This window comes from Streptomyces sp. SAS_272, from assembly GCF_052543235.1.
Genome location: NZ_JBMNDR010000001.1, coordinates 220,390 through 234,025 on the forward strand (window position 1 = coordinate 220,390; position 13,636 = coordinate 234,025).

Sequence of the window (13,636 nt, forward strand, 5' to 3'; positions counted from 1 at the left end):
AACTGCGGCAGGGGGGCGTTGGTGTCACCGATGCCCCGGATGGCCCATCCGGGCCCCCTCGGGCGCCCGATTGTGAGGTGAGCATGGCCGATAGAGTTCGGTCATGCGCGATCTCGGGGTGGGTTTCCGGTACCTGCTGAAGGGCCAGCGGTGGGTGGCCCGGCACGGCAGGCAGTACGGGTTCGGGCTGGTCCCCGGCCTGATCACGCTCGTCCTCTACCTTGCGGCCCTGGTGGCGCTCGCGGTGTGGGGCGAGGACTTCGTGGGGTGGGCGACGCCGTTCGCCGACGACTGGAGCAGCCCCTGGATCGGCCTTTTCCGCGGCTTCCTCACCGCCGTGCTGTTCGCTCTCGGCCTTCTCCTCGCCGTCCTGACCTTCACCGCCGTGACCCTGCTCATCGGGCAGCCCTTCTACGAGAGCCTCTCCGAGCGGGTCGACCGGGACGTCTCGCCCGACGGCACGGCCCCCGAGTCCGGGCTGCCGCTCTGGCGGGAACTGTGGATCTCCGCCCGGGACAGCCTGCGCGTCCTGGCCCGCGCGCTGGTGTGGGCGGTGCTGCTGTTCGCCCTCGGGTTCATCCCGGTCGTCGGCCAGACGGTCGTGCCGGTGCTGGGGTTCTTCGTCACCGGCTTCTTCCTCACCGAGGAGCTCGCCGCCGTCGCCCTCCAGCGCCGCGACGTCGACCTGCGCGCCCGCCTCGCCCTGTTCCGCACCCGCAAGACGCTGATCTGGGGCTTCGGCACCCCTCTGGGGCTGGCCTTCCTGGTCCCCTTCGTCGCCGTGTTCCTGATGCCGGGCGCGGTCGCCGGGGCCACCCTGCTCGCCCGCGAACTGCTCGGCGAGGAGATCTCCGAGGGCGACGGGGCGGACGACGCGGACGCGGCGGACGGCGGAGACGGCGCCGGTGCGTCCCAGGCGTCCGGGCGGCCCGGCGCCACGAACCGGTGACGCCGCCGCTCGGGGCGGCGACGAGAAGGCGCCACGGCGGAGACGGCCGTGCCGTCGGCGTGCGGGGACGAGGCGGACGACCGGTGGTTCTTTGTGAAGGGTTCGTACGAAATCCAGGCGGGCCGCTCGAACCCCGACCGGAGGAACACCGCGCCGATTAACGTGTGATCAGGCGACCGTCGCCCCCTTGAACAGCCCCGGTCCGGGACCTGACCCCTGGACCGGGGCAATGCTTTTTTCCGGGCCTGGCCGGCCCCTCGGCTTCTGTGGGCCTACCGGGTCGAGAAGCCGTACACCGTCTCCGACCGGTAGACCTCGCCCGGCCGTAGGACCGTGCTCGGGAACTCCGGGCGGTTCGGCGAGTCGGGGAAGTGCTGGGTCTCCAGCGCGACGCCCTGGCCGGGCGCGAACGGCTCGCCGAGGTGGTCGGCGGTGTACAGCTGGAGCCCCGGCTCGGTCGTCGCCACCGTCAGCACCCGTCCGGACGCCGGGTCGTGCAGCTCGGCCACCTCGGCGGGCGCGTCGGTGACGCCCTTGTCGAGCACGAAGTTGTGGTCGTAGCCGGAGTCGACCTTGCGCGAGGCGCGGAAGTCGAAGCGGGTGTCCGCGACCGGCGCGAGCTCCCCGGTCGGGATCAGGTCGGCGTCCACCGGCGTGTAGCGGGCGGCGGCCAGCCGCAGCTCGTGTCCGCCGGCGCCGCCGCTGTCGGGGCCGCCGAGGTTGAAGTAGCTGTGGTTGGTCAGGTTGACCGTCGTCGGCGCGTCCGTGACCGCCTCGTACACGAAGCGCAGCGCCCCCGACCCGTCGAGCGTGTACGTCGCCGACACCTCCAGCCGGCCCGGAAAGCCCTCCTCGCCGTGCGCGCTGACCCGGCTCAGCCGCAGCCCGTGCTCGACCGGCTCCACCTCCCACACCCGCTTGTCGAAGCCGCGGGCGCCGCCGTGCAGGGAGTTCGGCGCGTTGTTGGGCTCCAGCGCGTACGTCAGGCCGTCCAGCCGGAAGCGGGCCTGCGCGATCCGGTTGGCGTACCGCCCGACCAGCGCGCCGAGGTAGGGCTCGGGGTGGGTGAGATAGCCGTCCAGATCCGCGAACCCCAGGACCACGTCCGCCGGGTGGCCGTCGCGGTCCGGGACCTCGACGGACTGCACGATCCCGCCGTAGGACAGGATCCGCACCCGGGTGCCCGCCCGCTCCAGGGTCCAGCGGTGCACCGCGGTGCCGTCGGAAAGTGTTCCGAAGTGTTCGCTCATGGGCGGAACTTTAGGTCACGAGCTCTTCGCGGTGACCTTGCGATACGCCATCTCCGCGAGCCGCGCCTGCCCGTCCTTGCTCGGATGGAACCAGTCCCAGTGACTCAGCTGGTCCGTGCCGAACCGGAAGTCGTACACCGCGCCGCCGTCGAACCGGCACCGCGCGTCCTTCGCGCAGACCTCCCTCAGCACCGTGTTGTACGCCTCCACCCGCTTCTGGACGGTCGCCCGCCGCAGCGTCGCCGCCGAGTCCAGCGCGTCCGCGTCGCCCAGCATCGACGGACAGAGGCCCAGCTTCCACACCTGCTTGCCCAGCGCGTTCGTCCGCCCCTGCGACCACAGCCGTTTGAGGTTCGGCACGCTCGCCACGTACACCTGCGCCTTGGGCAGCGCGCGCCGCAGCGTGCCGAGCGCCTCCTCGAACTGGGCGCGGAAGTCCGCCACCGGCGTCATCGCCGCCGTCGACTGCCGGCACGCGTCGTTCGCGCCCGCCATCACCGCCACCAACTGCGGTTTCTCCGCCGCCGCCCGCACCATCTGGGCCGGCAGGTCCGCCATCCGCGCCCCGGTCTCGGCATGGTTCCAGCTGTGCGTGGCCGCCTTCGCCGCGCCCAGCAGGCGGACGGCGAGACTGTTCACCTCGGCGCTGCTGCCGGTCGCCCAGGACACCTCGGGGCAGTCCGCGAGGACGCCGCAGGCGTCGAAGCCGCGCGTGATCGAGTCGCCCACCGCCGCAACCGAGTCGGGGCTGGAGTCCCACAGCGACGTGGGCGACGGCTTCGCCTGCCGGGCCCGGGTGCCCGACGCCCCCGCGTCGCCGCCCCCCTGCGCGTCGCAGCCGGCCAGCCCCAGGACGGCCGCCGTCGTGCCCGCGAGCAGGGCCCGCGCGTGCCGGTCTCGCATCCGCATCCGCTGGTGTTCCCCTCTACTTCGCCGACTCTGTCCGATCTTCGAACACGCTCTCCTCATGACAACGCGCGGGGGTTCCCGGCGAATGACACCCACAAGATGGAACGCTCCATGCCCGCACAGGCGTCCTGCCGAGTGAAAGGCGGACGTTTCACGGCACTGGGACCGACGGTACGTCACACTCCTTGCGCCGCCGCACGGTAGCCTCGCCATCAGCGCGGCTGCCTGCCACCGCCGCCCTGTCAGCCTGCAAGACTGTCCCGCTCTGCCCGGAGGTCCCGGTGACGACACGTGGAGTTCTGTACGTGCACTCCGCGCCGCGCGCGCTGTGCCCGCACGTCGAATGGGCCGTCGCCGGGGTGCTCGGCACGCGCGTCAGCCTCGACTGGATCCGGCAGCCCGCCGCGCCCGGCACCTGGCGCTCGGAGTTCTCCTTCAAGGGCGAGGCCGGCACGGCCTCCAAGCTGGCCTCCGCGCTGCGCGGCTGGCAGATGCTGCGCTTCGAGGTCACCGCCGAGCCCTGCGCCACGGCCGAGGGCGAGCGCTACAGCTGCACGCCCGACCTGGGCATCTTCCACGCCGTCACCGGCATCCACGGCGACATCCTGATCCCCGAGGACCGGCTGCGCGCCGCCCTGCTGCGCAGCCGGCGCGGCGAGACGGACCTCGAGGCCGAACTCGCCAAGCTCCTCGGCAAGCCGTGGGACGACGAACTGGAGTCGTTCCGGCACGCGGGCGAGGGAGCCCCGGTGCGCTGGCTGCACCAGGTGGTGTGACCCGCCCCGTCTCCCGGCGCCGCGCGAAACCGCGCGGTCAGCCCCGCCGGCTCGCGGCCGGCCCCCCGACGCCGAGTGGCCCGGACCCCCGTGAGGGTCCGGGCCACTTCGCGTGGACTGCGCGGATCAGACCGTCCGGAACGCCAGGACGACGTTGTGCCCGCCGAACCCGAACGAATCGTTCAGGGCGGCGATACGGCCCTCGACGGGCAGCTTGCGCGCCTCGCCGCGCACGATGTCCGCGTTCGCCTCGGCCTCGGGGTCGAGGTTCTCGACGTTGATGGTGGGCGGGGCGATCCGGTTGTACAGCGCGAGCACGGTGGCGACGGACTCGACGCCGCCCGCGCCGCCCAGCAGGTGACCGGTCATGGACTTGGTCGCGGAGACCGCGAAGTGGTCCGCGTCGTCGCCGAAGACCTTGCGCAGCGCCTTCAGTTCGGCCACGTCACCGGCCGGCGTGGAGGTGGCGTGCGCGTTGACGTGCACGATCTCCGCCGGGTTCAGGTCGGTGTTGTCCAGCAGGTTCTGCAGGGCGTGCGCGATGCCGCGGCCCTCGGGCTCCGGCTGCACGATGTCGTGGCTGTCGGCCGAGATGCCCTGGCCGACGGCCTCGGCGTACACCCGGGCGCCGCGCGCGGCGGCGTGCTCCGCGGACTCCAGGACGATCACGCCGGCGCCCTCGCCCATGACGAAGCCGTCGCGGGCGACGTCGTAGGGACGCGAGGCGGCCTGCGGGTTCTCGTTGTTCTTGGACATCGCCATCATGTTGCCGAACGCGGCGATGGGCAGCGGGTGGATCGCCGCCTCGGTGCCGCCGGCCACGACGACGTCGGCGCGGCCCGTGCGGATCATCTCGATGGCGTAGCCGATGGCCTCCGCGCCCGACGCGCACGCCGAGACCGGCGTGTGCACGCCCGCGCGGGCGCCCACGAGCAGACCCACGTTGGCGGACGGGCTGTTCGGCATCAGCATGGGCACGGTGTGCGGGGAGACGCGGCGGACGCCCTTCTCCTTCAGCACGTCGTACTGGTCGAGCAGAGTGGTCACGCCGCCGATGCCGGAGGCGATGACCGCGCCGAGCCGGTCGGGGTCGACCTTGCCGTCACTGCCGTCCTCACCGGCCTTGCCGGAGAACCCGGCGTCCTTCCAGGCTTCCTGGGCCGCGATCAGCGCGAACTGCGCCGAGCGGTCCAGCTTGCGGGCCTGCGGCCGCGGAATGACCTCGAGGGGCTCCACCGCGACCGGGGCCGCGATCTTGACGGCCTGATCGGCCGCCCACTCCTGGGACAGTGCCTTGACGCCGGACTTGCCGGCGACGAGGCCCTCCCAGGTAGAGGCTGCGTCGCCACCCAGCGGTGTGGTTGCGCCGATACCGGTGACGACCACGGTGCGATTGGTCGGGCTCACGGATTCTTTCTCCAACGTTGCGAGGAGGACTGCCCCCGCCTCAGCGGGGAGAACGGCGCCACCGCCGGGTGGCGGGGCAGTTCAGCCCAGGTGATCGGTAGATCAGGCCTGGTGCTTGAGGATGTAGCTCGTCGCGTCGCCGACGGTCTTGAGGTTCTTGACGTCCTCGTCCGGGATCTTGACGTCGAAGCGCTCTTCGGCGGCGACGACGACCTCGACCATGGACAGCGAGTCGACGTCCAGGTCGTCGGTGAAGGACTTGTCCAGCTGGACGTCCTCAACCGGGATGCCGGCGATCTCGTTCACGATGTCGGCGAGACCGGCGACGATCTCTTCCTGAGTGGCGGCCATGTGGCGCTCCTTCTTTGCTTTTCCAGAGGGTGTGGCTGGGGGTGTTTCCCGTCCCGGACCGGATGATCCGGCACGGAGTGCCTAGGGGAGGGTAACGACAGTGGCTGCGTAGACGAGACCCGCCCCGAATCCGATGACGAGCGCGGTGTCGCCGCTCTTCGCCTGACCGGTCGCCAGAAGCCGCTCCATCGCGAGCGGGATCGAGGCGGCCGAGGTGTTGCCGGTGGTGCGCACGTCACGGGCGACCGTGACCGTCTCCGGCAGCTTGAGAGTCTTCACCATCGAGTCGATGATCCGCTCGTTGGCCTGGTGCGGGATGAAGACGTCCAGTTCGTCGGCGGTGATGCCGGCGGCGTCCAGCGCCTCCTTGGCGACCTTCGCCATCTCGAACACGGCCCAGCGGAAGACCGCCTGGCCCTCCTGCGTGATCGCCGGGAACTTGACGTTGCCCTTGCTGTCGAGCGGGAGCTTGGTCACGTCCCCGGCGTGGAACTCGTTCCACGGCACCGTCTGCTTGATGGTCTCGGACTTGTCGCCCTCCGAGCCCCACACGGTCGGGCCGATGTGCGGTTCGTCGGACGGGCCGACGACGACGGCGCCGGCGCCGTCGCCGAACAGGAAGGCCGTCGCACGGTCCTCCAGGTCGGTCAGGTCGGACAGCCGTTCCACGCCGATGACGAGCACGTACTCGGCGGATCCCTCCACCACCATGCCCTTGGCGAGGGTCAGGCCGTAGCCGAAGCCCGCGCAGCCGGCCGAGATGTCGAACGCGGCGGCCTTGTTCGTGCCGAGCCTGTCGGCGATCTCGGTCGCCACGGCCGGGGTCTGCTTGAAGTGCGAGACGGTCGAGACGACCACCGCGCCGATCTGCTCGGCGGTGATGCCGGCGTCGGCGATCGCCTTGCCGGACGCCTCGACCGACATGGCGGCGACGGTCTCCTCGTCGTTCGCCCAGTGCCGGGTCTCGATGCCGGAGCGCGAGCGGATCCATTCGTCGGACGAGTCGATCGTCTCCAGGATCACCTCGTTGGGCACGACCCGGGTCGGCCGGTAGCCGCCGACGCCGAGGATGCGCGCGTACGGAGAGCCCTTACTGGGCTTGATCTTCGCCATCAGGGCTCCTCAGGCGACGCCGTGCTCGGCGATGAGCTCGCGAGCGGCGTCGAGATCGTCGGGGGTCTTCAGCGCCAGCGTCTTCACGCCGGGCAGGGCACGCTTGGCGAGGCCGACCAGGGTGCCGCCGGGGGAGACCTCGATGATCGCGGTCGCGCCGAGTTCCTTGAAGGTCTCCATGCACAGGTCCCAGCGGACCGGGTTGGCGACCTGGCCGACCAGCCGGTCCAGGATCTCGGCGCCGGTGGACACGGACTGCCCGTCCTTGTTGGAGACGTAACGGACCGTCGGGTCGGCCGGGTCGAGCTCCGCGGCCGCCTTGGCCAGGGACTCGACGGCCGGCGCCATGTGGCGGGTGTGGAACGCGCCGGCGACCTTCAGCGGAACGACCTTGCGGACGCCCTCCGGCTTGTCCTCGATCAGCGCGGCGAGCTGCTCCAGCGTGCCCGCGGCGACGATCTGGCCCGCGCCGTTGATGTTCGCCGGGGTCAGCCCCAGCTTCTCCAGGTGCGCGACGGAGACCTCGGGGTCGCCGCCGAGCAGTGCGGACATGCCGGTCTCGGTGATCGCGGCGGCGTCGGCCATGGCCAGGCCGCGCCTGCGGACCAGGCCCAGCGCGGCGGTGTCGTCGAGGACGCCCGCGAAGACGGCCGCGGTGATCTCGCCGACGCTGTGGCCCGCGACGGCGCCGGGCGTGATGTCGCCGAGCGCCGCGGCGGAGACGAGCCCGGCCGCCACGAGCAGCGGCTGGGCGATCGCGGTGTCGCGGATCTCGTCCGCGTCGGCGTTCGTGCCGTAGTGCACCAGGTCGAGATCGATGGCCGTCGACAGGGCACGCAGACGGTCCTCGACACCGGGAAGGTCGAGCCAGGGAGTCAGGAAGCCGGGCGTCTGGGCGCCCTGGCCGGGAGCGACGAGTACGAGCACTCTCACACTCTCTCTTGGGGACGGCCGAAGCCGCCCGTGGGGACAGGGACGAAGAACGGCAGGGGGTTTTGTGGACCCCCGACAAAAAGCTAGCTCTGCGGATCTCCATCGACCAGACGCCCCAGGATCAGCGCGATCCGGAGCGTGAACGCGGAGCGTACATCCGAAGGCGACCAGCCGGTGACGTCAGTCACACGTCGAAGCCGGTAGCGCACGGTGTTCGGATGCACGAAGAGCATCCGGGCGGCCCCTTCGAGACTGGACGCCTGTTCGAGATAGACGGAGAGCGTCTCCAGGAGAGCCGACCCCGCCTCCTCCAGCGGTCTGTAGATCTCCTCCACCAACTGCTCACGCGCGCCGGGATCGCCGGCGATCGCGCGCTCCGGGAGGAGATCGTCCGCCAGGACCGGCCGGGGTGCGTCCTGCCAGGCGGAACACGCCTTGAGCCCGGCCGCGGCGGCCTGTGCGGACCGGGTCGCGGCGAGCAGGTCGGGCACGACGGGCCCGGCCACCACCGGACCGGCGGCGAACGGCCCGATCAGGGACTTGGCGACGGCCAGCGGGTTGTCGCTGCCGCCGGCGATCACCACCAGCCGGGAGCCGAGGACCCCGGTGAGCACCTGGAGCTTGGAGTGCCGCGAGGCCCGCCGGATGGCCTCCACGGTCAGTTCCGAGTCGCCGTCCGGGGCGGTGCCGAGGACGACGCACACGTGCTCCGGCGAGTTCCAGCCGAGCGCGGCGGCCCGGCTCACGGCCCCCTCGTCGGCCTCGCCGCTGAGGACGGCGTTCACGACGAGCGACTCGAGCCGGGCGTCCCAGGCGCCGCGGGCCTCGGCGGCCTGGGCGTACACCTGGGCGGTGGCGAACGCGATCTCCCGGGCGTACACCAGCAGCGCCTCGCGCAGCACGTTCTCGTCACCCGGGGCCGCGACCTCGTCGATCGCGGACTCCATGACCTCGATGGTGGTGCGCACCATCTCGACCGTCTGCCGCAGCGTGATGGCCCTTGTCAGCTCGCGCGGCGCCGTGCCGAAGACATCCGTGGAGATGGCCTGCGGGGCGTCCGGATGCCGGAACCACTCGGTGAAGGCGGCGATGCCCGCCTGGGCGACCAGCCCGATCCAGGAACGGTTCTCCGGTGGCATCGCCCGGTACCACGGCAGTGTCTCGTCCATCCTCGCGATGGCCTGGGCGGCGAGGCTCCCGGAGGACTTCACCAGCCGCTTCAGCGTCGCGGGGTGGGAGTGGACGGCGTGCGCCGCGGGTTCGGGATGACTGGTTTCGGGTTCGGGCACGGGACAAGACTGCCTCATCGGGGCGGCGGCGTGCGCCGCCGGGTCGCAGGTGGGGACGTCCCGTCGCGACCGGAAGGTCCGCTCCCGGCGTGCTCCCGGCCTCCTCCCGGACCTTTCCCCCGCGCGCCCGTCGCGGCCGGGCCCCTGCGGCCCGCCGACGGGTCTACCGTGGTCGCGTGATGGACGTGCGGCGCGCCGACGAGCGCTTTCGGGGCGGGGACCGGGCGGCCGGGATCGACACCCGGCACGCCTTCTCCTTCGGCCCCCACTACGACCCCGACAACCTCCGCTTCGGCGCGCTGATCGCCTGCAACGAGGAACGCCTCGCGCCCGGCGCCGGCTTCGACGAGCATCCCCACAGCCACACCGAGATCGTGACCTGGGTGATCGAGGGGGAGCTGACCCACCGCGACTCGGCCGGCCACGAGACGCGGGTCCGCCCCGGCGACGTGCAGCGGCTCAGCTCCGCGGCCGGCGTACGGCACGTGGAACGCAACGACGCCGACGTCCCGCTGGCCTTCGTGCAGATGTGGCTGGCCCCGCTGGAGGCCGGCGGCGACCCGTCCTACGAGATCGTCCGCGGCATCGCCGACTCCACCCCGTACGCCGTCCCCGAGTCCGGCGCGATGCTGCACGTGCGGCGCCTCGGCGCGGGGGAGCGGACGGCCGTCCCGGACGCGGAGCACGTCTACGTGCACGTCGTGCGCGGCGAGGTGCGGCTGGACGGCGAGAAACTGGGACCGGGCGACGCGGCCCGTGTCACGGACGCCGAGGACCTCGAGGCGGTGGGGCTGAGCAGCGCCGAGCTGCTGGTCTGGGAGATGGCCCGCCCGCCCGCGGCGACTACACCTCGGCCAGCACCGCGTCCGTGAACGGCGGCCAGGCCTCGACGGCCCACGGCCCGAAGGCGCGGTCGGCGAGCGCGACGGCCGCGACGCCCGCCTCGGGGTCCACCCACAGGAACGTGCCGGACTGGCCGAAGTGTCCGAACGTGCGCGGCGACGACGAACCGCCCGTCCAGTGCGGCGACTTGGAGTCGCGGATCTCGAAGCCGAGCCCCCAGTCGTTGGGGTTCTGGTGCCCGTACCCCGGCAGGACGCCCTTCGTCCCCGGGTACTGCACGGTCATCGCCGCCGCCACCGTCCGCGGATCCAGCAGCTGCGGCGCCTGCAGCTCGGCCGCGAACCGCAGCAGGTCCGTGACGGTCGACACGCCGTCCTTGGCCGGCGAGCCCTCCAGGGAGGTCTGCGTCATCCCCAGCGGCTCCAGCACCGCCTGCCGCAGGTACTCCGCGAACGGGATGTCCGCCGCCTTCGCGATGTGGTCGCCGAGCTGCTCGAAACCGGCGTTGGAGTACAGCCGCCGTTCACCCGGGGCCGCGGTCGTCCGGTGCTCGTCGAAGGCCAGCCCGGAGGTGTGCGCGAGCAGATGACGCACCGTGGAACCGGCCGGCCCCGCGGGCTCGTCGAGCTCCACCGCGCCCTCCTCGTACGCGACGAGGGCGGCGTACGCGGCGAGCGGCTTGGTGACCGAGGCCAGCGGGAAGCGCCGGCCGGCCGGGCCGTGGGTCCCGAGGACCGTGCCGTCGGCCCGTACGACGCCCGCCGCGGCGGAGGGAACCGGCCAGTTGTCGATCAACGCGAGACTCTTCAGCGACATGCCGACGAGCCTATGCCGTCCGCTCCGCGCGCCTCACAGCAGCAGCTCCATCAGGGGGTCCGGCTTGGCGCGGAAGCCGAGCGAGGCGTAGAGCGGCGCGGCGTCGGCGGACGCGGTGAGGTGGACCTGCGCGGCGCCCCGCGCCCGGAACCACGCCAGCAGCTCGTCCATGCACGCGCGTGCGTACCCGCGTCGGCGGGCGTCCGGATCGGTGGCGACGGAGAAGACGAAGCCGGTGGTCCCGCGCGGGTTCCGGGACCGGCCGATCCGGTACTCGATGGTCCCCACGACCAGCGCCGCCAGCGCCCCGGGCCGCTCCGGGTGCTCCACGACGAAGGCCGCGAAGTCCCCGTCCGGATCGGCCAGTCGCGCCCGCAGCGTGGGCAGCGACTCGGCGTGCCAGTCGACGGACCCGCCGGCCGACCCACCTGCCGGGGCCCCGGGGGACACGTCACCGGGGGACACCGAGTCGATCATCACCTGGCGCAGCCGCAGCACTTCCGCGGCGTCCTCGGGCAGGGCCCGGCGTACGAGACTCATGCCCGCACGCTAACCGGCGCGATCTCACCGCGTCGCCCGGATTTCTTACCGGTTTCGCTTGCTTGGAGCGCACTCCAAGGCCATAGCGTGGTGGCCATGACGGTGTTGCAGACCACGCCCGTGACCATCGAGCAAACCCCGAGCCCCGCAGACGTCTGCTCCGCGCCACCCCCGCGGCACCCGCGCCCCGACGGACAGGACAGCTACACGATCAGCGAGGTCGTCGCCTTCACCGGGCTCACGGCCCACACCCTGCGCTGGTACGAGCGGATCGGGCTGATGTCCCACATCGACCGCTCGCACACCGGCCAGCGTCGTTACAGCAACCGTGACCTGGACTGGCTGGACCTCGTCGGCAAGCTGCGGCTGACCGGCATGCCGGTCGCCGACATGGTGCGGTACGCCGAGCTGGTGCGCGAGGGCCAGAGCACGTTCGGCGAACGCCACAGGCTTCTCGAGGCGACCCGACGGGACGTACGGGCCCGGATCGCCGAGCTCCAGGACACGCTGGCCGTGCTCGACCGGAAGATCATGTTCTACGCGGACGCCACCCGCACCCCCGAAGGCGAAAGGACCGCCCGATGACCGACCGCAGGATACCGACGGCACCACTCGGCGAGCACGGCCCCGAGGTCGGCGTCCAGGGACTCGGCTGCATGGGGATGAGCTTCGCGTACGGCCCCAGGGACGCCGACGCGTCCCGGGCCACCCTGGAACGCGCTCTCGAACTCGGCGTCACGCTCTTCGACACGGCGGACGCGTACGGCGCGGGCGAGAACGAGCGGTTCCTCTCCCCGTTCTTCAAGGCGCACCGCGACGACCTCGTGATCGCGACGAAGTTCGCCCTGTCGATCCCGCCGGAGGACCCGACCAGGCGCGTCATCCGCAACGACGCCCCCTACATCCGCGAGGCCGTCGAGGCGAGCCTGCGGCGCCTGGACGTCGACGTCATCGACCTCTACTACATGCACCGGCGCGATGTGAGCGTGCCGATCGAGGACACCGTCGGCGTGATGGCCGAGCTGGTGCGCGAGGGCAAGGTGAAGCAGCTCGGTCTGAGCGAGGTGACCGCCGCCGAGCTGCGGGCCGCGCACGGCGTGCACCCCATCGCCGCCGTCCAGTCGGAGTGGTCGCTGTTCAGCCGAGACATCGAGGCGCAGGTCGTCCCGGCGGCCCGCGAGCTCGGCGTGACGCTGGTGCCGTACTCGCCGCTCGGCCGGGGTTTCCTCACGGGCTCCTTCGCCGACGCCGCGACGGACCTCACCGACGGCGACTTCCGCCGCCGCCAGCCCCGCTATCACGGTGCGAACGCGGCCGCCAACGCCGTGCTCCTGGAGCCGATCCGCGAGGTGGCCGAGGCCCACTCCGTGACACCGGCGCAGATCGCCCTGGGCTGGGTCCAGCAGCAGTCCCGGGTGCACGGCCTGCCCGTCGTCCCCATCCCGGGCACCTGCAAGCCGGGCCGGGTCGAGGAGAACGCGGCGGCGACGGCCGTGGAGCTGACGGCCCAGGACCTGGCGCTGCTGGAGCCGATCGCCGGCAAGGTGGCCGGCGACCGCTACGCGGACATGTCGTTCGCGTCCGCCGGCCGCGAGTGATCACAGCTCCGACAGCAGCTCCGCCTTCTTCACGGAGAACTCCTCGTCGGTGACCAGTCCGGCCCGGTGCAGCTCCCCGAGGTGACGGATGCGGTCGGCGATGTCGGAGGGATCGCGACGGGGGACCGAGGCCGGCACCATGGCCGCGGGCCCCCGGTTGCGCACGGCCGCCAGCACCGCCGCCGCGAACGGCAGCGACTCGTGGACCGGTCCGTAGCCGAGACCGAAGACGACCGTCGCCGGGTCCTGGTCGGCCGGCTCCGTGGTGGGCTCGCCGCGCAGCAGCCGCAGGTGCCCCTCGAACAGCTCCGGCGAGCGCCACTCCACCCCGGTCAGCTCGGACACGGCGAAACTCTGGTCGCCGGCCTTCCACTTCGCCGACGACGCGCCCGTCCAGAACCACCGGAAGCGCACCGTGCGCCCGTCGAACGACGCCTTGCCGTCGTACGCCTTGAAGGACAGCGGCCCCTCGGGGGCGTCCACCAGGAAGCGGTCCGCGGGACCGGACCCGGTCAGCCGCGCCCGCAGTTCGTCGGCGTAGTACTCGGCGAGCGTCTCCCGTTCGGCGGGCAGCACCAGCCGGTACGGATCGCACCCCTCCTTCAGCTGTCCCGCGGCCGCCTCCATCAGCGGATCGGCGCCGGGCCGCGGCTCCGCGCGCAGCACGACCGTCCCCCGTCGTCCCGGGGTCAGCGTCACCCGGGCTATGGCCGCCGTCGGAATCCGGCGCTCTCCCAGCGCCGACAGCAGCTTGGGCGTGCGCAGCCCTCGTTCGTGACGGATGAGGACGGAGTCGGAATCGAACTCCCAGGCGGCATGAAATCCGGCCAGTACGTCACCCATGCGGCTCATCGTATGCGGG

At 72.2% G+C, this 13,636-nt stretch carries 15 protein-coding genes; 5 read left to right on the top strand and 10 right to left on the bottom strand.

The features are described from left to right. Nucleotides 1-103 precede the first annotated feature (103 nt). Nucleotides 104-949 carry an EI24 domain-containing protein gene (locus ACN6LD_RS00910; RefSeq protein ID WP_445042199.1) on the top strand — a complete coding sequence of 282 codons (846 nt, stop codon included), beginning with the start codon at nucleotides 104-106 and terminating at the stop codon, nucleotides 947-949. A gap of 272 nt (nucleotides 950-1,221) precedes the next feature. Here ACN6LD_RS00910 and ACN6LD_RS00915 read toward each other — a convergent pair whose 3' ends face one another. Both ACN6LD_RS00915 and ACN6LD_RS00920 read right to left on the bottom strand, forming a co-directional pair. Further along, nucleotides 1,222-2,199, bottom strand: a complete 978-nt coding sequence (locus tag ACN6LD_RS00915; RefSeq protein ID WP_445042200.1) for an aldose epimerase family protein — start codon at nucleotides 2,197-2,199, stop codon at nucleotides 1,222-1,224. A 15-nt stretch (nucleotides 2,200-2,214) separates the two neighbouring features. Further along, nucleotides 2,215-3,108, bottom strand: a complete 894-nt coding sequence (locus tag ACN6LD_RS00920; protein ID WP_445042201.1) for an SGNH/GDSL hydrolase family protein — start codon at nucleotides 3,106-3,108, stop codon at nucleotides 2,215-2,217. Between the two features lie 281 nt (nucleotides 3,109-3,389). Between ACN6LD_RS00920 and ACN6LD_RS00925 the strand changes: the two genes are divergently transcribed. Further along, nucleotides 3,390-3,884: a DUF3145 domain-containing protein gene (locus ACN6LD_RS00925; RefSeq protein ID WP_319187578.1), complete on the top strand. Its 495-nt coding sequence runs from the start codon at nucleotides 3,390-3,392 to the stop codon at nucleotides 3,882-3,884. 126 nt (nucleotides 3,885-4,010) lie between these two features. On the opposite strand, the gene ACN6LD_RS00930 is transcribed toward ACN6LD_RS00925, so the two are convergent. The 5 genes from ACN6LD_RS00930 to ACN6LD_RS00950 all read right to left on the bottom strand — a co-directional run bounded on the left by ACN6LD_RS00930 (nucleotide 4,011) and on the right by ACN6LD_RS00950 (nucleotide 8,977). Then, on the bottom strand, nucleotides 4,011-5,291 hold the full coding sequence (locus ACN6LD_RS00930) for a beta-ketoacyl-[acyl-carrier-protein] synthase family protein (RefSeq protein WP_266717250.1): 1,281 nt from the start codon (nucleotides 5,289-5,291) through the stop codon (nucleotides 4,011-4,013). A 102-nt stretch (nucleotides 5,292-5,393) separates the two neighbouring features. Continuing rightward, nucleotides 5,394-5,642, bottom strand: a complete 249-nt coding sequence (locus tag ACN6LD_RS00935; RefSeq protein ID WP_057583001.1) for an acyl carrier protein — start codon at nucleotides 5,640-5,642, stop codon at nucleotides 5,394-5,396. Between the two features lie 81 nt (nucleotides 5,643-5,723). Next, a complete protein-coding gene (locus tag ACN6LD_RS00940; protein ID WP_319187580.1) occupies nucleotides 5,724-6,755 on the bottom strand; it encodes a ketoacyl-ACP synthase III in 1,032 nt (343 codons plus the stop codon). Between the two features lie 9 nt (nucleotides 6,756-6,764). Next, the gene (locus tag ACN6LD_RS00945) at nucleotides 6,765-7,682 is read right to left on the bottom strand and encodes an ACP S-malonyltransferase (protein ID WP_319187582.1); all 918 of its coding nucleotides are present in this window, start codon (nucleotides 7,680-7,682) and stop codon (nucleotides 6,765-6,767) included. 89 nt (nucleotides 7,683-7,771) lie between these two features. Continuing rightward, nucleotides 7,772-8,977, bottom strand: coding sequence for a PucR family transcriptional regulator (locus ACN6LD_RS00950; RefSeq protein WP_057583007.1), 1,206 nt, complete (start codon nucleotides 8,975-8,977; stop codon nucleotides 7,772-7,774). A gap of 179 nt (nucleotides 8,978-9,156) precedes the next feature. On the opposite strand from ACN6LD_RS00950, the gene ACN6LD_RS00955 reads away from it, so the two are divergent. After that, nucleotides 9,157-9,849 (top strand): pirin family protein, encoded by a 693-nt coding sequence (locus ACN6LD_RS00955; protein WP_319187635.1) that lies wholly within the window; start codon nucleotides 9,157-9,159, stop codon nucleotides 9,847-9,849. On the opposite strand, the gene ACN6LD_RS00960 is transcribed toward ACN6LD_RS00955, so the two are convergent. Next, the gene (locus ACN6LD_RS00960; RefSeq protein ID WP_319187584.1) at nucleotides 9,821-10,636 is read right to left on the bottom strand and encodes a serine hydrolase domain-containing protein; all 816 of its coding nucleotides are present in this window, start codon (nucleotides 10,634-10,636) and stop codon (nucleotides 9,821-9,823) included. The genes ACN6LD_RS00955 and ACN6LD_RS00960 overlap by 29 nt on opposite strands. Nucleotides 10,637-10,669: 33 nt before the next feature. Continuing rightward, nucleotides 10,670-11,176, bottom strand: coding sequence for a GNAT family N-acetyltransferase (locus ACN6LD_RS00965; protein ID WP_319187586.1), 507 nt, complete (start codon nucleotides 11,174-11,176; stop codon nucleotides 10,670-10,672). A gap of 96 nt (nucleotides 11,177-11,272) precedes the next feature. On the opposite strand from ACN6LD_RS00965, the gene ACN6LD_RS00970 reads away from it, so the two are divergent. Both ACN6LD_RS00970 and ACN6LD_RS00975 read left to right on the top strand, forming a co-directional pair. After that, nucleotides 11,273-11,761, top strand: coding sequence for a MerR family transcriptional regulator (locus tag ACN6LD_RS00970; RefSeq protein ID WP_319187587.1), 489 nt, complete (start codon nucleotides 11,273-11,275; stop codon nucleotides 11,759-11,761). Further along, entirely contained in the window at nucleotides 11,758-12,774 is a 1,017-nt protein-coding gene (locus tag ACN6LD_RS00975; RefSeq protein WP_445042202.1) for an aldo/keto reductase, read from the top strand. Before ACN6LD_RS00970 ends, ACN6LD_RS00975 begins: the two co-directional genes overlap by 4 nt. On the opposite strand, the gene ACN6LD_RS00980 is transcribed toward ACN6LD_RS00975, so the two are convergent. Beyond that, nucleotides 12,775-13,626 carry a DUF4429 domain-containing protein gene (locus ACN6LD_RS00980; RefSeq protein ID WP_319187637.1) on the bottom strand — a complete coding sequence of 284 codons (852 nt, stop codon included), beginning with the start codon at nucleotides 13,624-13,626 and terminating at the stop codon, nucleotides 12,775-12,777. Nucleotides 13,627-13,636 lie beyond the last annotated feature (10 nt).